The organism is Kitasatospora sp. NPDC001119 (genome assembly GCF_053598475.1).
In genome coordinates this window covers 167,480-188,233 of the sequence record NZ_JBSFKI010000001.1, presented here as the reverse complement: position 1 = coordinate 188,233, position 20,754 = coordinate 167,480, and the positions used below count along the sequence as shown (strand labels likewise).

Here is a 20,754-nt window from a genome sequence, read left to right as displayed (position 1 = left end):
GGGTTTCCGGGAGCGGTCACTCCTCCCAGGAGAAGGGCCGGCAGGCACAGGTGCCGTCGCGCGCCGGCTCGGCGGCCGAGTGGACGTCCTGGACGACGGCCTCCTGAACCCGTGCCACGGCCACCAGGACCCGCCGGTCGTCCGCCGGGGTCCGCGCGACCACCTCGACCTGCTCCTGCTCCTCCGCCGTCGCCCGGACGAGCGAGCTGAACACGTACGTCCCGCCCTCGACGCCGTACCCGTCCGCCCACAGCTCGACCAATGCCCCGCCGTGCAGGGCCAGATGCCAGCGGGACGGTGTTCCGGCGAGGGGTTCCATGGCGGGGCAGTGCAGTCAGGTCGTCCGCAGCCAGGCGTCCAGCGCGGCGAAGTCCGCGTCGGTGAGCCCGCGTCGGGGATCGACCCGGTGGAGCAGGGCGCGGGCGGGGGAGTGGGCGGCGACCCAGCGGCGGTCGGCCCCGGTGATCTCGTCGTCCACCCAGGCGAACGGCCGCCCGCCAGCCCAGGCGACCAGCGTGCGGGTCTTCCAGTGCAGGCCCTCCGGCGGGTACGTGGCGTCCGCGGTGTCCGCGTCCTCCGCGTCGTCGGAGTCGTCCACCGGCCAGTCCACGACGGGCAGTCGGGGCAGGCCGAGCCAGGGCGCGAGGCACTCGTTGGCGTCCTCCAGCCAGGTGGTGGCCCACACCGGCTCGGCCGGCAGGCGGAGCAGCCGAGGGCCCAACTCCGGGTCCACTCGGGCGATCAGCGGGTTCCCGCCCGGCGTCGTACCGGCCGGGACGTGCGGGCTGCGGTGGACGGGGTAGCCGCCCGGCGGCGGGCCCCCGAAGGGGATCAGCGGACCGTCCACGTCGAGGAAGAGCAACGGGCGATCGGTATCGATCATGACGGCACCTTAGCGGGCGGCGCGGGTGGTGTGGCGCGCCGATCGGCCACCCGGCCTGGAACGGGTGAGCCGGGATCTCGTAGGGTGGCGCGCACGGAGTGTGGTGGCAGGCACCACGCAGTCGAGGGCATCAGACGCCGCGGGAGCGGCGGGGCGGGGCGGTGACCAGGAGATGGCGGAGACGACAGCGGTTTCCGGAGGTCCCGACCCGGCCGGGGGCTCGGGTCCCTGGGACGCCGTACCGCCGCCCCCGCGCCTCCCGGCCGAGGAGCACCCGCCGGGCCCCGCCGCGCTGTACGAGCCGCCGCCGGCGCCCCCGGCCGCACCACCGGTCGCGCCGCCGCCCGCACCGCCCGTCCCGCCCACCGGATGGACCCTCACCGGGCTGCCCGCCGCCGGGGCCGCGTCCACGGCGACCCCGCCGCCGTTCCCGGTCCAGAGCGCGGCGCCGAGCGCCGCCGCCGTCGGCGCGGGCGGGCTCGGTGCCGCGCCGCGCGGACGGATCCTGGTCATCGAGGGCGGGTACGGAACGTCCGGCCGCCGCACCTGGGGCCGCGGCGGACCGACCCAGGCACCCGTACTCTCGGCGATGCTCGCCGCCGTCTCGCCGCAGGTACTGCTCGCCGCGGACGCGGTGGACGCCGTCCACCTCCCCGGCGCCGGGGACCCGCACACCGTCCTCGCCCACCTGCGCGCCGCCTCCCGGCACCCCGGACCGCTGCTGATCCACCTGGGCGGCCACGTCGTCGCCGACAAGCGCGGCGGGCAGCTCCAGCTGACCCTGCGCGACGCCAAGCAGGACGGCCTCCCCTGGCAGGCCGTCGCCGCCGAGCTGAGCCACCGTCCGGCCGAGTGGCAGACCCTCGTCATCGCCGACCTGAGCGCCGACCAGAACGCCTGGCCATACCTCCAGGGCACCGTCTCGCCGCTCAGCGAGGGGATCCCGCTCTGGGCGGTGGTCAGCCCGGACCCGGAACAGATCGGCACCTTCACCCGCGCCCTGATCGAGGCGCTGCACGGCGGGCGGCCCGGCGCGGGCGAGGTGCTCGCGCCGGAGCAGCTGCGTCAGCAGGTGTACTCGGTGCTGCGGCCGGATGTGGTCATCCTGGCCACGCACGCCCCGGACCGGCCGTTCTTCCGCAACACCGCCCGTCGCGGCGAGGGCCTGCCGGCCGAGGTGGCACCGCTGCCGACCGCCGGTACGGCGCCCTCCGACGCGCCGCCGCCCCCGGTGGCGCCGACGGCGCCGCTGCCGCGTCCGGCGGAGCCCCGGGACGCCGCTCCCGAGTGGCCGGTAGCGGCCCCGGCCGGGGCGCCCGCGTCGTCGGCCGGGTCGGCGGGGGCGGTCGGGTCCGCTGCGTTCGCCGGGTCTCCGGTGGCCGCGGGCGGTCCGGTCAGCCTGGTCAAGCCGGGCGTACCGCCCACCCCGCCGCGGCCGGCCCGCCCGGTCAGCCTGCAGAAGGCGGGCGGGAGCGTCGAGGCACCGGGCGTGACCCTGCGCAAGCCCGCCCCGGCCGACACCGTGCCTGAGGACAGCGCGTCCCCGGCGGGCGTCACGCTCCTGAAGTCCCGGCCGGAGCCGGTGGACGGTGCCGTCGCCGAGCCCGAACTCCCGCAGGAGGAAGCCGCGGTGGCCGCCGAAGCCGCGGCGGAGGCGGTCGAGGCCGTGGTCGAGCCGGTGGCCGAGGAGGCAGTGGAGGAGACGGCGGAGGAGACGAGCGAGGAGGCAGCCGAGGGCGCTGCCGGGGAGGTCGTCGAGGAGGCACCCGAGGCCGCGGAGGAGCCCAGGGACGCCGTCCCGGTGGAGTCCGTGCCGACGGACGAGGCGCCCGCCGAGCAGGAGTCCGCCGAGCAGGCTCCCGCCGACGTCGTTCCGGTGGACGGGACACCTTCTGACGAGGTGCCGGCCGACGCCGTGCCGCAGGACGAAGCGCCGGCCGAGGACGCTCCCGCCGACGCGCCGCCCGCCCCGAGTGACGCCCCTGCCGACGCACCGGCCGACGAAGCCGCTGCGGCCGCTGCGGCCGCTACGCCCCGCGCGGACTACCGCGAGGTCATCGGACGGATCGTCCGTAGCGCCGAGGCCGGGGACCACGCCGCCGCCACCGACCTGGCCTTCGCCCTCGAACTGGAGGCGATCGCCGAGCACGGTGCCGTCTCCGAGCCGGTGCTGCAGGTCCGGCAGGTCCGGGCGCACGTCTGCCGGCTCGCGGGCCGGTCGGCCGAGGCCGCGGACATCTACCGCGAGGTGGCGCTGACCCTGCTCCGTTCGCAGGGCCCGGACCACGTGGAGACCCAGCGGGCGGCCACCAACGCCGAGGCCTGCTGGCGCGCGATCGCCGACCGTGCGGAGGCCATCCGGATCGCCCCGGAGATCATCGAACTGCGCGCCTACCTCCCGGGCCCGGACGGCCGCAAGCTCCGCGCCGCCGAGCGCTACCTCGCCCAGTTGGCCGCGACCGGCTGACAACCGGCGGTCGGCGGGCGACAGCTGACGGATAACAGCGAACAGCGGACAGATTTCAAAATCTGTCCGCTGTCGTCTGTTATCTGTTACCTGTCACCCGTCACCCGGTGACCCGCCGGTTCACCGACCGGCGACCGCGTGCACGAACTTCGCACCGTCGATGGTGCCCAGGCCGCTGGCGAGGTCGTAGCCCTCGGTCGCGTTGTAGCCGGTGACGCCGTTCCAGCCGTTGTCGCCCTGCTTCACGTCCACGATGCCGCTCCACTTGCTCGGCAGCAGGTTCATGCCGTACAGGCGCCAGTTGAGCTGGCCGAGGCGGTGGCCGGCGAGCTGGTCGGCGAGCGCGACGACGCCCGAGAACAGCGGGGTGGCCTCGCTGGTGCCGCCGGTGAGGTGCCAGCCGACCGAGGTCGGGTCGTAGGACTCGTAGGTCCAGGCGGCGCCGTCCACGGCCGCGCTCATGCTGATGTCCGGGGTGCCGCGGTGGTTGCCGGTGACGTTGGCGACGCCGGCCTGGTACCACGGACGCTCGAAGATGCCCGAGACGCCACCGCCGCCGGCGCCGGACTTGTCGTGCCACACCTTGTCGGGCGCGGTGCGGTTGCCCTTGTCGTCCAGGGTGAGCTGGGTGCCGCCGATGGAGGTGACCAGCGGGTCCGAGGACGGCCAGGAGTTGACCTTGTACGGGTACAGGTCGGTGCCGTTCTCCTGGGCGTCGGTGGCGCCGTTGTCGCCGGAGGCGGCGAGCACCGTCACGTTGTGGTCGGCGGCGGCCTGGAAGGCGTAGCGCAGGTCGGTGAGCGACTTGAAGTCGCCCTTGTCGTACCCCGGGAAGGTGTTCTCGGTGGCGCCGAAGCTCTGCGAGATGACGTCGGCGCGGCCGGCCTTGATGAGGGCCTTCTCGGCGTCCATCATCTCGGGCAGGCCGGTGGTGCCCTCGGTCTCGGCGACGCCGGTCTCGACCAGGATGATGTGCGCGTCGGGGGCGATCGCGTGGGCGTACTCGACGTCCAGGGTGGTCTCGCCGGCCCAGCCGGTGTGGTCGGGGTTCTTCGGGTCCCAGGTGGGGACGTTGCCCCACTTGACCACCTCGACGTTGGTGTCCGGGATGCCCCACTGCTTGTCGAAGACCTCCAGGTCGTGCTGGATGGTCGGCGAGCCGAAGGAGTCGACGATGACGATGGTGCGGCCCTTGCCGGTGATGCCCTCCTGGTACAGCGGGTCCAGGTTGTAGGCGGTCCGGTACTGCAGCGGCGAGTAGCAGTGGATACCGACCTGGCTGACGCACTGGGTGGTGCTCAGCGGGGCGGGGCGGCCCTGGGCGTTGTGGTGCCCGAAGGAGGCGGGGCGGACGTGGACGCCCGTGAGATCGTGCGCGGGGGCGGCGATCGCGGTGCCGGCGGCCGGTACGGCGACGGTACCGGCCGTGAGGGCGGTGGCCCCCACGGCGAGCAGGGCCAGGGCGCGGCGGAGGGTGGCGGGGCTGCCCATGGGACTCCTTGGGGCGCAGGGCCCGACCTGGTTCGGTCGGGTCGGTGCGGCCATCCCATCGAGAGCTGCATGATCATGCCATAGTCATTTGGTGGGGCCATGTGATCAAGGACATGGTCATACTCGGCCACGCGAAAAGGTAAAGGCCGTCCCAGGGGAAAGTAACCTCCCACCCGGGACGGCGACATGACGATACGTCAGACGACCGCCTAGCGTGCTCCGCCGTTGACGTACAGCGTCTGCCCGCTGACGTACGAGGCCTCCTCGCTGGCCAGGAAGGCGACGACCGAGGCGACCTCCTCCGGCTGCCCGACCCGGCGCAGCGGCGTCCGGGCGGCGACCTCGGTCTGGTGCTCCTCGGCGCTGCTGCCGACCCGCTCGGCGGTGGCCGCGGTCATCGCGGTGGCGATGTACCCGGGCGCGACGGCGTTGACGTTGACGTTGAACGGCCCGAGCTCGATCGCCAGGGTCGCGGTGAGGCCCTGGATGCCGGCCTTGGCGGCCGCGTAGTTGGCCTGGCCGCGGTTGCCGAGGGCGGAGCGCGAGCTGAGCGAGACGATCTTCCCGTACTTCTGCGCCACCATGTACTTCTGCGCGACGTGGCTGCAGTTGTACGCGCTGGTCAGGTTGACCGTCAGCACCGCGTCCCAGTCGGCCTTCGGCATCCTGAAGAACAGGTTGTCCCGGGTGATCCCGGCGTTGTTGACCAGGATGTGCACCCCGCCGAGGTCCGCCGCGACCTGCGCGAACACCGCCTCCACGGCGTCGTAGTCGGCCACGTCGCAGCCGTACGCCCGGGCGGTGCCGCCCTTGGCGGTGATCTCGGCGACCGTCCCGGCCGCCCGCTCGGCGGTGAGGTCGACCACGGCGACCGCCGCGCCCTCCTCCGCCAGCAGGCGGGCGGTGGCCGCCCCGATGCCCTGGGCCGCGCCGGTCACCACGGCGACCTTCCCCGCGAACCGCGTCATGTGAACTCCTCGGAAGTCTGGAGGTTGAAGGTCGGTCCGGGCCCTGGAGGCTCGGACCGACGGAGGTGTGGACCAACAGAGTTGTGGATCGACAGAGGTGTGGATCGACGGACGGGGAGCGCCGGTCGTCAGACGTTCTCGACGAGCACGGCCGTACCCTGCCCCACGCCCACGCACATGGTGGCCAGACCGCGCCGGGCACCGGTACGGCGCATCCGGTGCAGCAGGGTGGTGAGGATGCGGGCGCCGGAGCCGCCCAGGGGGTGGCCGAGCGCGATCGCGCCGCCGCTGGGGTTGACCACCTCCTCGGCCCGCTCGGGGCTGAACCCGATGCCGTCGGCGGAGGCGAGCGCCTGGGCCGCGAAGGCCTCGTTCAGCTCGGCGGTGTCCAGGTCGGCGAGCGACCAGCCGGCCCGCGCGAGCACCTTCGCCGTGGCCGGGACCGGGCCGATGCCCATGACGTCCGGGTGCACCCCGGCCGAGGCGCCGGCCACGTACCGGCCGAGCGGCCGCAGCCCGAGGTCGTGCAGCGCCTCCTCGCCGACCAGGAGCAGCCCGGCCGCGCCGTCGTTCATCGGCGAGGCGTTCCCGGCGGTGACCGTGCCTCCGGGCCGGAACACCGGCTTGAGGCCGGCGAGCTTCGCCAGGCTGGTGTCCTCGCGGATGCCCTCGTCGCGGCCCACCGTCACCCCGTCCGGCCGTTCGACCGGGACGAGTTCCGCGTCGAAGTGCCCGTCCTCGCGGGCGGCGCCGGCCCGCTGGTGGCTGCGCAGCGCGAAGGCGTCCTGGCGCTCCCGGCCGATGCCGTACCGGGCGGCCACCTCCTCGGCGGTCTCGCCCATGCTGAGCACGCCGTGCAGTTCGGCCATCCGCGGGTTGGTGAGCCGCCAGCCGAGCCGGGTGTCGAAGGTCTCCATCCGGTGCGGCAGCGCCTCGTCGGGGCGGGGGAGGACGAAGGGGGCGCGGGTCATCGACTCGCAGCCGCCGGCCAGCACCACGTCCGCCTCGCCGGAGCCGATGGCCCGGGCGGCGAGGGTGACGGCCTCCAGGCCGGAGGCGCAGAGCCGGTTGACGGTGGCCCCGGGGACGGTCTCCGGCAGGCCGGCCAGCAGCACGGCCATCCGGGCGGCGTTGCGGTTGTCCTCGCCGGCCTGGTTGGCGGCGCCCCAGTAGACGTCGTCGATCCGGGCCGGGTCGAGTGCGGGGACGTCGGCGAGCAGGGCGCGCAGCACGGTGGCCGAGAGGTCGTCCGGGCGGACCGTGGCGAGCGCGCCGCGCAGTCGGCCGATGGGTGTGCGGCGGGCGGCGGCGAAGTAGACGGGACGCACGTCGTCGGGCTCCTTGTCGGGAAACGGGTGGCAGGGGACGGGAGCGGGGCAGGCGGCGGGCCGGCGTCAGAAGGCGTTGACGCCGGTGAGGGCGCGTCCGATGAGCAGCTGGTGGATCTGGCTGGTGCCCTCGTAGAGCGTCATCACCCGCGCGTCGCGCAGGTACTTGCCGACGGGGTACTCGTCGATGAACCCGTAGCCGCCGAAGACCTGGAGCGCGTTGTTGGCGGCCCGGACGGCGGCCTCGCTGGCGTACAGCTTGGCGACGGAGGACTCGGTGGCGAACGGCAGGCCGCGGTCGATGTGGTCGGCGACCTTCCAGGTGAGCAGCCGGGCCGCCTCGACGTCGACGGCGATGCCGGCCAGCAGCTCCTGGACGAGCTGGTGCGAGGCGATCGGCTTGCCGAACTGTTCGCGCTCGCCCGCGTAGCGGACGGCGGTCTCCAGGCAGGCCCGGGCGATGCCGACGCAGCCGGCCGCCACCGACATCCGGCCCTTGGCCAGCGCGGCCATCGCCACCGTGAACCCCTTGCCGACCTCGCCGAGCCGGGCGCTGTCCGGCACCCGGACGTCCTCGAAGGAGAGGCCGGCGGTGGCCTGGCCGCGCAGGCCGAGCTTGCCGTGGATCTCGGCGCGGGTGAAGCCGGGCAGGTCGGTGGGGACCAGGAAGGCGGTGATGCCCCGGTGGCCCCGCTGCTCGGGCGCGTCGCCGCCGGTGCGGGCGAAGACCAGGGCGACGTCGGCCCAGGTGCCGTTGGTGATGAAGGTCTTGGCGCCGCTGATCAGCCAGTCCCCGCCGTCCCGGACGGCGCGGGTGGTGAGGTTGGCGGCGTCCGATCCGGTGCCCGGCTCGGTGAGCGCGAAGCAGGCGAGCGCCTCGCCCGAGGTGAGCCGGGGCAGCCAGTGCCGCTTCTGCTCCTCGGTGCCGAAGGCGTTGACCGACTTGCCGACCAGGCCGAGCGAGACCGAGACGATCCCGCGCACGGCCGAGTCGCCGCGCCCGAGTTCCTCCAGGACGAGGCAGTACGCCAGGTGGTCGCCGCCGCTGCCGCCGTACTCCTCCGGGATGGTCAGCCCGAGGAAGCCGACCTTCGCCAGCTTGCCGATGATCGCGCGGTCGACGGACTCGGCGCGGTCCCACTCGGCGGCGTGCGGCACGACCTCGCGGTCGGTGAAGGAGGCGGCGAGGTCCCGGACGGCGCTCTGCTCCTCGGACAACTCCAGGTTCACGGCGGCTCCCGAATCCGGTGTCCAGGGCCCCGGCCCCAGGGCCGGACCCATTAAACTAGCGCTGCAAGTTTTATGGGGGGACTGTAGCCCCGCCCCGCCCGCGCTGGGAAGGGGCACCTGCCAGAATCGGTCCCCAGCACACCCGACCGGAGGAACCGGAGGCACCCGCCGCGATGGCCCGTCCACGCACCCCGCTGCTCAGCCGCGAGCGCATCGTCGCCGCCGCGCTGCGGCTGATCGACGACGAGGGGCTGGACGCCCTCTCCACCCGCCGGCTCGCCAGCGAGCTGTCGGTCAGCGGGCCCTCGCTCTACAACCACTTCGCCACCAAGGACGAGCTGCTGGACGCGGTGGTGGACAGCGTCATCGGCGAGGTCGACCTGTCGATGTTCGGCACCGCCGGGGCTGCCGGAGCCGGTGGGGGTTCCTGGCCGGAGGCGCTGCGCGACTGGGCCCGCTCCTACCGGGCCGCGCTGGCCGCCCACCCCAACATCGTCCCGGTGCTCGCCCAGGGCCCCGGGCGCCGGCCGAACGCCCTGCGGCTGGCCGACGCCGTCTTCGGCCACCTGGTCGAGTCCGGGTGGCCGCGCGGCCAGGCGACCAGGATCGGCGCGTTGATGCGCTACTTCGTCACCGGCTCGGCGCTCGCCTCCTTCGCGGCCGGCTTCCCCGCCGACGCCGAGGTCTACGACGCGGCCGACTACCCGCACCTCGGCGAGGCGCACCGGCTGGCCGGGCACCGCGGGACGGTGGACGAGGGCGCCTTCGAGACCGGGCTGGAGGCGCTGCTCGACGGGCTCGCCCTGCGCTACGCCCGGCTCGCCGAGCGGCCCTGAGACGAGGCTGGAGGGGCCCGGTCGAGCGGAAACGATTCGGCCCCCGCACCCCGCGCTGATCGCGCCGGGGGTACGGGGGCCGAGAGGTCGGCGGGCCGACGGGCGGGTCAGCCCATGTCCTCCAGCCGGACGCCCTTGGTCTCCTTCATGAACTTCGCCACGAAGAGGATGGAGAGCGCCGCGAAGGCGGCGTAGATCAGGTAGGTCGCCGACAGGTTCCAGCGCGACATGGACGGGAACGAGACGGTGATCACCCAGTTCGCGATCCACTGCGCGGAGGCGGCGACGGAGAGCGCGGCGGCGCGGATCCGGTTCGGGAACATCTCGCCGAGCATCACCCAGACGACGACGCCCCAGGACATCGCGAAGAACAGCACGAAGGCGTTGGCGGCGACCAGCGCGACGGTGCCCTGGAAGTCGGGCAGGGTGAGGTTGTCCCCGCTGCCGGTGGCCGAGGAGAAGGCCCAGCCGGCGGTGCCGAGCGCGACCGCCATGCCGGCCGAGCCGATCAGGGCGAGCGGCTTGCGGCCGACCCGGTCGACCAGCACGATCGCGATCACGGTGCCGAGGATGTTGATCACCGAGCCGACGAAGCTGATCAGCAGCGAGTTGCCCTGGTCGATGCCGACCGACTGCCACAGGATCGACGAGTAGTAGAAGATCACGTTGATGCCGACCAGCTGCTGGAAGACCGACAGGCCGATGCCGACCCAGACGATCGGGAGCAGGCCGAAGCGGCCGCCGAGCAGGTCGCGGAAGCGCGGGCGGTGGTCGGAGGCGATCAGCGCCTGGACCTCGGCGATCCGGGCGTCGGTGTCCACGCCCTCGCCCTCGACCTCGGCGAGCACCTTGCGGGCGTCGTCCAGGCGCTCGGCCTGGATCAGGTAGCGCGGGGACTCGGGGATCACCGAGGCGAGCACGAAGTAGACCGCGGCCGGGACGACGCAGATGCCGAGCATCCACTGCCAGGCCTCCAGGCCGAGCAGCCGGCCGCGGGTGTCGCCGCCGGCCGCCTGCGCCAGCACCCAGTTGACCAGCTGGGATATCGCGATGCCGAGCACGATCGCGGCCTGCTGGAAGGAGGCCAGCCGGCCCCGGTACTTGGTCGGCGCGACCTCGGCGATGTAGGTCGGGGCGATCACCGAGGCGATGCCGATGGCCGCGCCGCCGAGGACGCGCCAGAGGGCGAGGTCCCAGGCGGAGAACGGCAGCATCGAGCCGACCGCGCTGATCGCGAACAGCAGGGCGCCCGCCTTCATGACCTTGATGCGGCCGTACCGGTCGGCGAACCGTCCGGCGACCGCGGCGCCGACCGCCGAGCCCAGCAGGGCCGAGGAGACGATCAGACCGGTCACGCCGCTGCCGACGCCGAACTTCTCCTGGATGCCGGAGACGGCGCCGTTGATCACGGAGCTGTCGTAGCCGAACAGGAAGCCGCCGAGGGCCGCTGCCGCGGTGATGAAGACGACGAAGCCGAGGCGGCCGGGCGCGGGGGCCTCGACCGCCCCGGAGGGCTTCTGGGTGACGCTCACGATCTGACTCCTGGTACTCAACGCTGAGCTCGGTAGCCGAGATCGTAACCCCTATTCGTTTAAGTCTTGTACACCGGGAACCTCAAGTTTCGCTCTGAGAATTCGTAAGGTGAACAAGCAAATTGGGCCGTCCGGGCAAGGCGGTCAGGCCGGCGAGGCGAGCGAGAGCCCGAACCGGCCCTCCGGGTCGGTCCACCAGTGGCTCAGCCGCAGCCCGGCCGCCGCCAGTTCCCCGGCCACCCGCTCCCGGCGGAACTTCGCCGACACCTCGGTGCGCAGCTCCTCGCCCCGGGCGAAGTGCACCGGCAGGTCCAGGGCCGGGATCTTCACGGACTGCGCGCGCAGCGAGCGCAGCCGCATCTCGATCCACTCCTGCTCGGCGTCCCAGAGCGCGACGTGCTCGAAGGCGTCCGGGTCGAAGTCGGCGCCCAGCTCGCGGTTGAGCACGTTCAGCACGTTCCGGTTGAACTCGGCGGTCACCCCGGCGGAGTCGTCGTAGGCGGCGACCAGCACCGCCGGGTCCTTGACCAGGTCGGTGCCGAGCAGCAGGAAGTCGCCCGGGTCGAGGGCGGTGCGCAGGCCGTGCAGGAAGGCCGCGCGCTCAAGGGGCAGCAGGTTGCCGAGGGTGCCGCCGAGGAAGGCGACCAGGCGCGGGCCGCCCTCCGGGGGCAGGCCGAGCCCGGCGGTGAAGTCGGCGAGCACGCCGTGCACCGCGAGCCCGGGGTACTCGGCGGAGATGGCGGCGCCGGCCGCGGTCAGCGCGCTCTCGCTGACGTCCACCGGGACGTACGTCTCCAGGGTGCCGAGCGCGCGCAGGGCGTCCAGCAGCAGCCGGGTCTTCTCGGAGGAGCCGGAGCCCAGCTCCACCAGGGTGCGGGCCCCGGTGGCGGCGGCGATCTCGCCGGCCCGGGCGGTCAGGATGGCCCGCTCCGCCCGGGTCGGGTAGTACTCGGGCAGCCGGGTGATCTCCTCGAACAGCTCGCTGCCCCGCGCGTCGTAGAACCACTTCGGCGGCAGCCACTTGGGCCGCGCGGTCAGTCCGTGCTGCACGTCGTGGCGCAGCGCGGTGCTGAAGTGGTCGGCGGGCAGCAGTCGGGTGAGTTCGAAGGTGTCCATGACAGGGTGGTTCCTCTGTTCAGAAGGTGAAGGAAGAGTGGGGATCAGTCGCGGCCGGGGAGGCGGCGTACGGTGACGCCGCGCGAGTCCGCCAGCAGCAGCGAACCGTCGGGGACGGACGTCCAGCCCGGCGCGTCGTCGTACGGTTCGGAGGCCACCACCGTGCCGAGGCCCGGCAGGGTGCGGTGGTACAGGGTGTCGCCCCAGGTGGTCGCGGCGATCGAGGCGCCGTCGGTGAGCAGCAGGTTGAGCCGCCCGGTGGTGTGCGCGGTGACGTCCGCGACGGTGCCCGCCAGGGCCTCGCCCGGCCCGGCGCCGTCCCGCAGCCGGTGCAGGGTGAGCGCCCACAGCAGCGCCGAGTCGGTGCGCGCCTCCAGGCCCAGGAGCTCGGCCGGGGGCAGCAGGGCGGCCAGCGCGTCCAGCTTGCCGGGCCAGCCGGCCACCGCGCCGTTGTGGCTGAACAGCCAGCGCTCGGCGGCGAACGGCGCGGCCGCGCCCTCGCCCGGCGCGCAGCCCTCGGTGGCGGACCGGACGGCGGCCAGCAGCGCCCGGGTGCGGACCACCCGGGCGAGGTCGGCGAAGGCCTCGTCCGCCCAGATCGGCCCGGTCCGGCGGTAGCGGGCGGGCACCTCGTCGCCGTCCGCGTACCAGCCGAGGCCGAAGCCGTCCGCGTTGACCGTGCCGTACTGCTGGACCCGGGGCGCCCAGGACTGCCGGTACAGCCCGTACGGCGGGTGCACCAGCAGCTCCCGGGGCGCCACCGGCTCGCCCAGGTAGGCGATGTGACGGCACATCAGTCCGCCTCCAGGTCGCGGGCGGTGCGGAACCCGGCGAAGATCTGCCGCCGGACCGGGTAGTCCCAGTTGCGGAAGGTGCCCCGGCAGGCGACCGGCGCCACCGCGAAGCAGCCGCCGCGCAGCACCTTGTGCTCGGGGCCGAAGAACACCTCCGAGTACTCCCGGTACGGCCAGGCCCGGAAGCCCGGGTAGGGGCGGAAGTCGCTGGCCGTCCACTCCCACACGTCGCCGATCAACTGGCCCACCCCGTACGGGGACCGGCCCTTCGGGTAGCTGCCCGCCCCGGCCGGGCGCAGGTGGCGCTGGCCGAGGTTGGCGTGCTCGGGGCCGGGCGGGCCGTCGCCCCAGGGGTAGCGGCGGGAGCGGCCGGTGGCCGGGTCGTGCCGGGCCGCCTTCTCCCACTCGGCCTCGGTCGGCAGCCGCCGGCCGGCCCACCGGGCGTACGCGTCCGCCTCGTACCAACTGACGTGCAGGACGGGCTCGTCCGGCTCGACCGGCGCCACCGTGCCGAAGCGCCGGCGGAGCCACTGGCCGTCCTGGTGGCGCCAGAACAGCGGGGCGGTCAGGTCGGCGCGGCGGCGGTGCTCCCAGCCCTCCGGCGTCCACCAGCGCGGGTCGTCGTAGCCGCCGTCCGCGATGAACCGCTGGTAGGCGGCGTTGGTGACCGGGGTGGTGTCCAGCAGGAAGGCCGGCAGGTCGACGGTGTGCGCCGGGCGCTCGTTGTCCAGCGCCCACGGCTCGGTGTCCGTCCCCATGGTGAACGGGCCCGCGGGGATCAGGACTTCGGCGGGCAGGGTGGCCGCGTCGGCGGGCGCGGGCGGTGGCGGTGGGGCGGCCAGGGCCGGCTCGCCCTGGCGGAGCTGGTGGGTGATCAGCATCGTCTCGTCGTGCTGCTGCTCGTGCTGGGCGATCATCCCGAACGCGAACCCGGCGTCCAGCAGCGGCGCGCCCTCCAGCGGGCTCGCCGCCAGCAGGTCCAGCACCCGGCCGCGCACCTCGTGGGCGTAGGCGCGGGCCTCGGCGGGCGGCAGCAGCGGCAGGCTGGGGCGCTCGGCGCGGGGGTGCTGGAAGGCGTCGTAGAGCGGATCGATCTCGGGGTGCATCGGGTCGCGGCCGCCGACGTTGCGCAGCAGCCAGAGCTCCTCCTGGTTGCCGATGTGCGCGAGGTCCCAGACCAGCGGGGACATCAGCGGGGAGTGCTGGGCGGTGAGGTCGCCGTCCCCGACGCATTCGGTCAGTGCGGCGGTGCGGGCGCGGGCGGCCAGCAGCTCGGTGGCGATGCTCTCGCGCAGCGCCTCGGTGCCGATGGCGGCGGCGTCAGGGGCGGCGGTGGCGGCGGTCGGGCCGGTGCTGCGGTCCGCGCCGACCGCCTCGGTGCCCCCGTGGGGTCGGATGTCGGTCATGGTGCGGCCTCCTCCGGGGGAGCGGGTCGGGTGCCGGAGCGCAGGGCGTCCAGCTGGTCGTCGGCCGGGCAGCGGCCGCGCGCGGGGTAGCGCTCGGCGAACTCGGCGACGACGGTGCGCAGTTGACCGGCGCCGGGCAGGCGGCCCAGTGCGGCGTCGGCGGCGGCGAAGCAGGTGAGGGTGGCCCGGCGCAGCTCCGGGTCGGCCATGGCCAGGGTGGCGGCCCGGCGCCAGACCTCGCTGCGCGGCGGGCGCGGGCCGTCGGTGCGTTCCAGCGGCTCCAGCGCGGCCAGCGCGGCATCGGCGGCCACCGGGTCGTCCAGCAGCGCGGTGACCAGCGCCGCGACCACCACCCAGCCGTCTCCGGGCTGGGCGTCGATCATCCGCAGCTCCAGGTGGCCGCGCGGGCGCACCGGTGGGAAGAGGGTGGTGCGGTGGTAGTCCAAGTCGTCGAGCGTGGGCTGGCGTTCGCCCGCGCCGCGGATCCAGTCGCGGAAGGTCAGCCCGGTCGGGGCTGTCCAGGGCAGGCCCTCGGGCCTTCGCACGCAAAGGACTCGGGCGTCCAGCACGTACTGTGCCCAGGCCTCGCGCGGGTCGCCGTGGTCCGGCTCCGGGGCGAGCGTGCGGGTCGGGTCCATCCGGGACCAGACGGCCTGCCGGGTGGACCGATGGCCGGTCGAACTACCGTCCAGTGTCGGGGAGTTGGCGAAGGCGGCGACCAGCACCGGGCCCAGCTGGTGGGCCAGTCGCCAGCGGCGCTCCACCGCGTGCGGCCCGTCCGCCTCGCCGGCGTCCAGGCAGACCTGCACCGACGCGGTGCCGGTCATCATGATGCGGCCCCAGGGCCCGGCGGAGTCGAAGAAGCGCTCCATCGCGAGGTAGCGGGGGTGGTCCAGCACCATCCGTCGGGGGCGGGCGTAAGGGTCCGTCCCGGTGCCGGTGAGTCGCAGGCCCTGTGCCGCGAAGGCGGCCCGCAGGGCGGTCAGATCGCGTCGGGTGTCCTCGACGCAGGCCAGGAGGCCGGTGGCGGGCGGGGAGCTGAGCTCGACCTGTCCGCCGGGTTCGAGCGTGAGGCGCGAACCGGAGGGGAGGGAGACGCCGTCCGGTCCGCCGAGTGGCAGCGACTCCAGTGCGGCGTGGAGCAGTTCCGGCCGTACGGGGCGGGACGGACATCGATCGTCATGGACGAACCATTCGACCTCCACCCCCACCAGGCGGGGCGGTCCGATCTTGAAGCAGACGCCCGACACGTGGCTGCGCGCCCCCGATTCGGTCAACGGGGTCACCCCCGGCGGGGGTGTTGGCGTGCTCTGCCGGTCGGGCGGAGTGGTGCGGGATACCGGTATCACCGGACTCACCATCCTCGGGATCACGATTGCGGCCCGGTCTACTTTGCCCAGTCTGCTACGGAGCATGCGGGGATGCCCCGCAAAAATCGTGTGAACGTTCGTTTTCGCAGGTCAGAGCTGTGGCGAACGGGTGAGTTCGGGGCTGTCAGGCCGATCGGCGGGCAGGGAGCGGTCCGTACCCGGCCGGGGCACGTGCCGGGGTCACAGGCGCTCCAGCCGCTCCAGGGCGCTCGCCAGCACCGGCCCCGGCAGGGCGTAGTTCAGGCGCAGCGAACCCCGGCCGCCGGGCCCGAAGTCGGCGCCGTCGGAGGCCTCCAGACCGCAGCGCTCCAGCAGTGCCCGGCGGGCGTCGGCGGGCGGCAGGCCGAGCGCGGCGGCGTCCAGCCAGAGCAGGTAGGAGGCCCGCGGGGTGGCGCGGACGGCGGGCCCGAGCCGGTCGGTCAGCCGGGTGCGGGCGGCGACCAGGTGGGCGAGCAGCGCGTCCAGCCAGGGCCCGCCCTCGCGCAGCGCCGCCTGCTGCACGGTCTGCTCCAGCAGGCCGCCCTCCCAGAGGCCGTAGCCGGCCAGCGCCTCGGTGAACCGGGCGCGCAGCCCGGGGTCGGGGACGAGGGCGAAACTGCTGGGGATGCCGGAGCAGTTGAAGGTCTTGCCGACGGAGTTGAGGGTGACGACGAGGGGCCGGTGCGCCGGGTCGGCGGTGGTGACGGCGACGGGGTGGGCGCGGTCGGGGTGGGTGAGGTCGCCGTGCACCTCGTCCGAGACCAGCAGCGCACCGCTCTCGGCCGCCCGGGCGGCGAGAGCGCGCACGGCGTCGGCCGGCCACACCGTGCCGGAGGGGTTGTGCGGGTTGCTCAGCAGTACGGCGCCGACGGGGCGGGGGAGCGGGCCCGACGGGAGCCGGTAGCCGCTCGGGCCCAGGTGCAGTACTTGCGGCGGGTGCGCCGGGTGCAGCGGCAGCTCGCGGTACGGGAGGCCGGCCGCGCGGCAGAGCTGGGCGAAGCCTCCCCACTCGGGGGTGGGGAAGAGGACGGGGGCCTGCGGCCGTACGGTCTCCAGGAGGACGCGCAGCGCGGTGCGCGGGCCGCAGGGCAGCAGCAGGACCCAGTCCGGGTCGACCGCGGCGCCGTGCCGGGTGCGGTACCAGTCGGCCACCAGCGCGCGGCCGGCCGGGTCGCAGACCGTGTAGCCGTACGCGCGGTGCCGGGCGCGCCGCTCCAGTGCCTCGGCGACGGCGGGCGGTCCGGGCAGGTCCATGTCGGCGAGGCCCATCGCGATCGTCCCCGGGGCGTCCGCGTGGGCCCACTTGCTGCTGCCGGTGCCGGTGCGGTCGAAGGGGGCGTCGAAGCCGAAGTCGGGGGCGGGGACGTCGGTGGGCGCGGGGCCGGGGCTGTCGCGAACAGATGACAGATTTCGAAAGCTGTCATCTGTTCGCTGAAAGTTGTCGTCTGTCATCTGTTCGCCGCCATCCGTCCTCCGACGCCCGTTGCCCCGCCCGACGCCCGTCACCCCGCCGCCCCCCCGCCAGGTACGCCGCGAGCCCCCGCCGTCCCCGGCGCATCATCACCGCGTGGTTGGCCCGGAACAGCGGGTGCAGCGGCAGGGCGAGCCGGCGCAGCAGGGGTTTGCCGGGCCGGGTCTCCTCCTCGAACAGCACCCGGCTGCCCGGACCGCCCGGCCCGCGGGCCTCGTGCGGTCCGCCGGCCCCGCCCGCCAGGTCCGGCGTCACCGTGAACCGCGACCACCCGGCCAGGTCGCCCCGCATGGCCACCTCCAGCACCCCGGCGGCCGGGTCGCGCCGCCTCGCCGCCAGCCCGATCACCAACCGGTACGGCAGCAGCGCGCGCACCACCACGTCCCCGGAGTCCTCGCCGGTCGGTCGGACCTCGCGGATCTCCGGCCACCACAGCGGATAGCTCCGCACGTCCTCGAGGGCCGCGTACACGGCGGTCGCCGGAGCCGCGAGCCGCCAGACGCCCCGGAATCGGTAGTGGTTGGGGTCCACGGCCCCACCCTAGTCCGGGCCGGTCGCTCCGAGGGGTGAACGCCGTTGGACCGTTGCCGAGTTGGTCCGTGGCACGGCCGGTAACCGGAGGTGAATCTTCCGGAAGCGCCCGTCCGGGAGGAAGGAAGCACTCCGCTTGCACCCGTTCGGGGTGCGGGGGAGGATCTTCTGTGCTTGTAGTCTCATCAGTCACGGCAGCATCCCCTGGGCGCTGCGACCCCAGAAACCGGAGTGAAGGAGTCACAGGCATGCGGCGACCGAGCTGGGTACCGGAGGGCACGGACCTGGACAAACCGAACGCCGCGCGGGTCTACGACTACTACCTGGGGGGCTCGCACAACTTCGAGGTCGACCGGGAGATGGCCCGCAAGGCGATCGCCATGTGGCCGGAGCTGCCGCAGATCATGCGCTCCAACCGCGCCTTCCTGCGCCGCGCCGTGACCTTCCTCGCCGAGCAGGGCGTCACCCGCTTCCTGGACATCGGCTCCGGCATCCCGACCTTCGGCGCCGTGCACGAGATCGCCCGGGCGATCCGCCCCGAGGCCAAGGTCGTCTACGTGGACCGCGACCCGGTCGCCGTCGCGCACAGCCGCCTGCTGCTGGAGGACGACCACGACTGCGCCGTCGCCCAGGCCGACCTGCGCGACGTCGACGACCTGCTGGCCCGCCCCGAGGTCACCGAGCTGCTGGCGGCCGGCGAGCCCGTGGCCGTGCTGCTGGTCGCCGTCGCGCACTTCGTCGGCGACGAGGACGACCCGTGGCGGCTGATCGGAACGATCCGCGACGCCCTCCCGCCCGGCAGCGCGCTGGTGCTCTCGCACGCCGCCCTGGAGAGCCGCCCCGACCAGGCCGAGGACCACCAGAAGCTCTACCAGCGGACGCCGACCCCGCTGACCATGCGCACCCACGAGCAGATCACCGCGATGTTCTCCGGCTTCGAGCTGGTCGAGCCGGGCGTGGTGCACCTGCCGCTGTGGCGTCCGGACCAGCCGGGTACGGTCGGTGAGCACCCCGAGCGGATCGCCGGGGTGGCGGGCGTGGGGATCCGCCCTTGAGCGGACGCGACGGACGAGGCACCGACGGCCGCACGCCCCGCGCGGCGGCCGTCGCGAGGCCTGCCCGGCCCGCTCGGCCCGCAAGGCCTGCCGGGCCCGCCGGAACCGGCGCGTACACCAGAGGAACCAGGTTCAGCAGATGAGTACCACCCCGGTGCGCGGCAACGCGGAGCGGTTCCACGAGGAGTGGGCCCGGCTGCTCTCCGCCGACCACGGCACCGCCGTCCACCCCGGCCTGCTCGGCCGGCTGGTCGCGCGCACCGCCGCGCTGCTGCACCGCGCCCAGGAGGACGAGCCGTTCGAGCCGCGGCTGGCCGCGCAGGCCGGCGCCGACCTGGTCGACGCGCACTTCACCGACCCGGTGCTGCTGGCCCGGGCGGTCGAGCTGCTCCAGGCGCAGCCCGTCCAGGACGACCGCGGCCCGGCCCTGACCGGCGCCTTCGCGGCCGGCTGGGCGGCCGCCCTGCGCGAGCGCACGCTGACCGAGCAGGAGGCGATCCGCACCGCCGCCGACAGCGCCCGCAAGGAGGCCGAGCGGGCGCTGCGCGCCTCCGAGGCCCGGTTCCGGGCGCTGTTCGAGAGCGCCGCCATCGGCATCGGCATCGGTGACACCGACGGCAACATCATGGCGGTCAACAAGGCCCTCCAGGAGCTGTTCGGCGCGGGCCCCGAGGACATGATCGGCCGCCGGGTCGGCGACCTGGTGCACCCCGAGGACGCCCCCGGCGTGTGGGAGGCGTACGAGGAGCTGATCAGCGGCAAGCGGGACTACTTCCAGTTCGACAAGCCGTACTACCGCCAGGACGGCGAGGTGATCTGGACCCACCTGACCGTCTCGCTGATCCGCGACGACGACGGCATCCCGCAGTACCAGGTCGCGATGCTGGAGGACGTCACCGACCGCTACCGGCTCCAGGAGCGGCTGCGCCACCAGGCCACCCACGACCCGCTCACCGGCCTGCCCAACCGCGCGGCCTTCTTCGAGCGGCTGGAGAAGCTGTTCGAGGAGCCCGAGCCGGGCGCCCGCTTCGGCCTCTGCTACGTCGACCTCGACGGTTTCAAGGTGGTCAACGACAGCCTCGGCCACGACATGGGCGACCAGCTGCTGGCCGCCGTCGCCGCCCGGCTGAAGGCCGCCCTCACCCCGCTCGGCCACCTGGTGGCCCGGCTCGGCGGCGACGAGTTCGTCGTCCTGCTGGAGAAGTGCCGGGGCGAGCAGGAGGCGGTGGCCGCCGCGAAGACCGTGCTCAAGGCGCTGGCCGGGCCGGTGCTGATCGGCGACCACAAGCTCGCCGTCGGCGCCAGCGTCGGCGTGCTGGAGCGGCGGGTGTCCACCACCACCCCGGGCGCCGCCGTCCGGGCCGCCGACCTCACGCTGTACCGCGCCAAGGAGGCCGGCCGCGGCCGCTGGACGCTCTTCGACCCCAAGGAGAACGCCCGCGCGGTCAGCCGCTACGCGGTGTCGGTGCGGATGCCGGCGGCCCTCGACCGCGGCGAGTTCTTCATCGACTACCAGCCGCTCTACCGCCTCGCGGACGGCCGGCTGGCCGCCGTGGAGGCGCTGGTGCGCTGGCGCCACCCGCAGCTCGGCGTGCTCGGCCCGGACGAGTTCGTCACCACCGCCGAGGAGACCGGGCTGATCATGCCGCTCGGCCGCTGGGTGCTGGAGCAGGCCTGCGGCCAGGCCGCGGACTGGATCAAGCGGTACGGCGACGCGGCCCCGCAGCTCAACGTCAACCTGGCGGTCCGGCAGGCCCGCAGCGCCGCCCTGGTCACCGACCTCGCCCGGATCCTCGACAGCACCGGCCTGGACCCGGCCCGGTTGCAGCTGGAGATCACCGAGTCGACCGTGGTCGGGCCCGAGGACGAGGCGCTGCGCACCCTGCACGGGCTGGTCGACCTCGGGGTGTCGCTGGCCGTGGACGACTTCGGCACCGGCTGGTCCAACCTCGCCTACCTGCGCGACCTGCCGGTCTCCGGGCTGAAGATCGCCGGCTCCTTCGTCGGCGACCTGCACGAACCGGGGAAGGACGAGTCCACCGGGTGGCGGATCGTCAGCGGACTGGTATCGATGGCGCACGCGCTCGGGCTGAACGTCACCGCCGAGGGCGTGGAGACCCACCGGGACGCCGAACGGCTGCGGACCATGGGCTGCGACTGGGCGCAGGGCTGGCACTTCGGACGCCCGGTGCGGCCCGAGGAGATCGCCCGGCGGATCGTGGAGGAACCGCTGGGGCGCCCGGTCGAGGAGCGCTGAGGCGGGCCGGCTGGACGCCGACTCGAGTTCCGCTCGGGGG

At 74.3% G+C, this 20,754-nt stretch carries 17 protein-coding genes; 4 read left to right on the top strand and 13 right to left on the bottom strand.

Translation table 11 applies throughout. The features are described from left to right. Positions 1–16 precede the first annotated feature (16 nt). Together ACWDD9_RS00930 and ACWDD9_RS00925 are read right to left on the bottom strand one after the other, a co-directional pair. Positions 17–319: a hypothetical protein gene (locus ACWDD9_RS00930; protein WP_388047910.1), complete on the bottom strand. Its 303-nt coding sequence runs from the start codon at positions 317–319 to the stop codon at positions 17–19. 15 nt (positions 320–334) lie between these two features. Then, positions 335–883: an HAD domain-containing protein gene (locus ACWDD9_RS00925; RefSeq protein ID WP_449810466.1), complete on the bottom strand. Its 549-nt coding sequence runs from the start codon at positions 881–883 to the stop codon at positions 335–337. Between the two features lie 172 nt (positions 884–1,055). Here ACWDD9_RS00925 and ACWDD9_RS00920 point away from each other — a divergent pair, with 172 nt between their 5' ends. After that, positions 1,056–3,350 (top strand): hypothetical protein, encoded by a 2,295-nt coding sequence (locus ACWDD9_RS00920; protein ID WP_449810465.1) that lies wholly within the window; start codon positions 1,056–1,058, stop codon positions 3,348–3,350. 120 nt (positions 3,351–3,470) lie between these two features. Here ACWDD9_RS00920 and ACWDD9_RS00915 read toward each other — a convergent pair whose 3' ends face one another. The 4 genes from ACWDD9_RS00915 to ACWDD9_RS00900 all read right to left on the bottom strand — a co-directional run bounded on the left by ACWDD9_RS00915 (position 3,471) and on the right by ACWDD9_RS00900 (position 8,367). After that, positions 3,471–4,841, bottom strand: a complete 1,371-nt coding sequence (locus ACWDD9_RS00915; RefSeq protein ID WP_049655521.1) for a S53 family peptidase — start codon at positions 4,839–4,841, stop codon at positions 3,471–3,473. Positions 4,842–5,050: 209 nt separating this feature from the next. After that, positions 5,051–5,809 carry a 3-oxoacyl-ACP reductase FabG gene (gene fabG, locus ACWDD9_RS00910; protein WP_449810464.1) on the bottom strand — a complete coding sequence of 253 codons (759 nt, stop codon included), beginning with the start codon at positions 5,807–5,809 and terminating at the stop codon, positions 5,051–5,053. 128 nt (positions 5,810–5,937) lie between these two features. After that, entirely contained in the window at positions 5,938–7,137 is a 1,200-nt protein-coding gene (locus tag ACWDD9_RS00905; protein ID WP_387820002.1) for a thiolase family protein, read from the bottom strand. Between the two features lie 66 nt (positions 7,138–7,203). After that, entirely contained in the window at positions 7,204–8,367 is a 1,164-nt protein-coding gene (locus tag ACWDD9_RS00900) for an acyl-CoA dehydrogenase family protein (protein WP_449810463.1), read from the bottom strand. A 173-nt stretch (positions 8,368–8,540) separates the two neighbouring features. Between ACWDD9_RS00900 and ACWDD9_RS00895 the strand changes: the two genes are divergently transcribed. Further along, positions 8,541–9,203, top strand: coding sequence for a TetR/AcrR family transcriptional regulator (locus tag ACWDD9_RS00895; RefSeq protein ID WP_380738679.1), 663 nt, complete (start codon positions 8,541–8,543; stop codon positions 9,201–9,203). Between the two features lie 107 nt (positions 9,204–9,310). Here the strand turns inward: ACWDD9_RS00895 and ACWDD9_RS00890 are convergent, their stop codons facing one another. The 7 genes from ACWDD9_RS00890 to ACWDD9_RS00860 form a co-directional block, all read right to left on the bottom strand. Further along, on the bottom strand, positions 9,311–10,738 hold the full coding sequence (locus ACWDD9_RS00890; protein ID WP_049655533.1) for a sugar porter family MFS transporter: 1,428 nt from the start codon (positions 10,736–10,738) through the stop codon (positions 9,311–9,313). Between the two features lie 141 nt (positions 10,739–10,879). Further along, positions 10,880–11,851 carry an L-histidine N(alpha)-methyltransferase gene (gene egtD, locus ACWDD9_RS00885; protein WP_074004338.1) on the bottom strand — a complete coding sequence of 324 codons (972 nt, stop codon included), beginning with the start codon at positions 11,849–11,851 and terminating at the stop codon, positions 10,880–10,882. A gap of 44 nt (positions 11,852–11,895) precedes the next feature. Continuing rightward, positions 11,896–12,645 carry an ergothioneine biosynthesis protein EgtC gene (gene egtC / locus ACWDD9_RS00880; protein WP_449810462.1) on the bottom strand — a complete coding sequence of 250 codons (750 nt, stop codon included), beginning with the start codon at positions 12,643–12,645 and terminating at the stop codon, positions 11,896–11,898. Further along, a complete protein-coding gene (gene egtB, locus ACWDD9_RS00875; RefSeq protein ID WP_449810461.1) occupies positions 12,645–14,051 on the bottom strand; it encodes an ergothioneine biosynthesis protein EgtB in 1,407 nt (468 codons plus the stop codon). Before egtB ends, egtC begins: the two co-directional genes overlap by 1 nt. After that, positions 14,048–15,328, bottom strand: a complete 1,281-nt coding sequence (gene egtA / locus ACWDD9_RS00870; protein WP_449810460.1) for an ergothioneine biosynthesis glutamate--cysteine ligase EgtA — start codon at positions 15,326–15,328, stop codon at positions 14,048–14,050. The genes egtB and egtA overlap by 4 nt, the downstream gene beginning before the upstream one ends. Before the next feature lie 273 nt (positions 15,329–15,601). Then, a complete protein-coding gene (locus tag ACWDD9_RS00865) occupies positions 15,602–16,852 on the bottom strand; it encodes an aminotransferase class I/II-fold pyridoxal phosphate-dependent enzyme (protein ID WP_449810459.1) in 1,251 nt (416 codons plus the stop codon). Then, positions 16,821–17,402 (bottom strand): SRPBCC family protein, encoded by a 582-nt coding sequence (locus tag ACWDD9_RS00860; protein ID WP_449810458.1) that lies wholly within the window; start codon positions 17,400–17,402, stop codon positions 16,821–16,823. Before ACWDD9_RS00860 ends, ACWDD9_RS00865 begins: the two co-directional genes overlap by 32 nt. Before the next feature lie 248 nt (positions 17,403–17,650). On the opposite strand from ACWDD9_RS00860, the gene ACWDD9_RS00855 reads away from it, so the two are divergent. Next, positions 17,651–18,457 carry an SAM-dependent methyltransferase gene (locus ACWDD9_RS00855; protein ID WP_074004343.1) on the top strand — a complete coding sequence of 269 codons (807 nt, stop codon included), beginning with the start codon at positions 17,651–17,653 and terminating at the stop codon, positions 18,455–18,457. A gap of 139 nt (positions 18,458–18,596) precedes the next feature. Beyond that, a complete protein-coding gene (locus ACWDD9_RS00850) occupies positions 18,597–20,714 on the top strand; it encodes a putative bifunctional diguanylate cyclase/phosphodiesterase (protein WP_449810457.1) in 2,118 nt (705 codons plus the stop codon). Positions 20,715–20,754: the final 40 nt, after the last annotated feature.

Excerpts from the sequence above, each read along its gene's own strand:
- ACWDD9_RS00930 (WP_388047910.1), bottom strand. The coding sequence starts at position 319 with ATGGAACCCCTCGCCGGAACACCGTCCCGCTGGCATCTGGCCCTGCAC.
- ACWDD9_RS00925 (WP_449810466.1), bottom strand. The coding sequence starts at position 883 with ATGATCGATACCGATCGCCCGTTGCTCTTCCTCGACGTGGACGGTCCG.
- ACWDD9_RS00920 (WP_449810465.1), top strand. The coding sequence starts at position 1,056 with ATGGCGGAGACGACAGCGGTTTCCGGAGGTCCCGACCCGGCCGGGGGC.
- ACWDD9_RS00915 (WP_049655521.1), bottom strand. The coding sequence starts at position 4,841 with ATGGGCAGCCCCGCCACCCTCCGCCGCGCCCTGGCCCTGCTCGCCGTG.
- fabG (WP_449810464.1), bottom strand. The coding sequence starts at position 5,809 with ATGACGCGGTTCGCGGGGAAGGTCGCCGTGGTGACCGGCGCGGCCCAG.
- ACWDD9_RS00895 (WP_380738679.1), top strand. The coding sequence starts at position 8,541 with ATGGCCCGTCCACGCACCCCGCTGCTCAGCCGCGAGCGCATCGTCGCC.
- egtD (WP_074004338.1), bottom strand. The coding sequence starts at position 11,851 with ATGGACACCTTCGAACTCACCCGACTGCTGCCCGCCGACCACTTCAGC.
- egtC (WP_449810462.1), bottom strand. The coding sequence starts at position 12,645 with ATGTGCCGTCACATCGCCTACCTGGGCGAGCCGGTGGCGCCCCGGGAG.
- egtB (WP_449810461.1), bottom strand. The coding sequence starts at position 14,051 with ATGACCGACATCCGACCCCACGGGGGCACCGAGGCGGTCGGCGCGGAC.
- ACWDD9_RS00865 (WP_449810459.1), bottom strand. The coding sequence starts at position 16,852 with ATGACAGACGACAACTTTCAGCGAACAGATGACAGCTTTCGAAATCTG.
- ACWDD9_RS00855 (WP_074004343.1), top strand. The coding sequence starts at position 17,651 with ATGCGGCGACCGAGCTGGGTACCGGAGGGCACGGACCTGGACAAACCG.
- ACWDD9_RS00850 (WP_449810457.1), top strand. The coding sequence starts at position 18,597 with ATGAGTACCACCCCGGTGCGCGGCAACGCGGAGCGGTTCCACGAGGAG.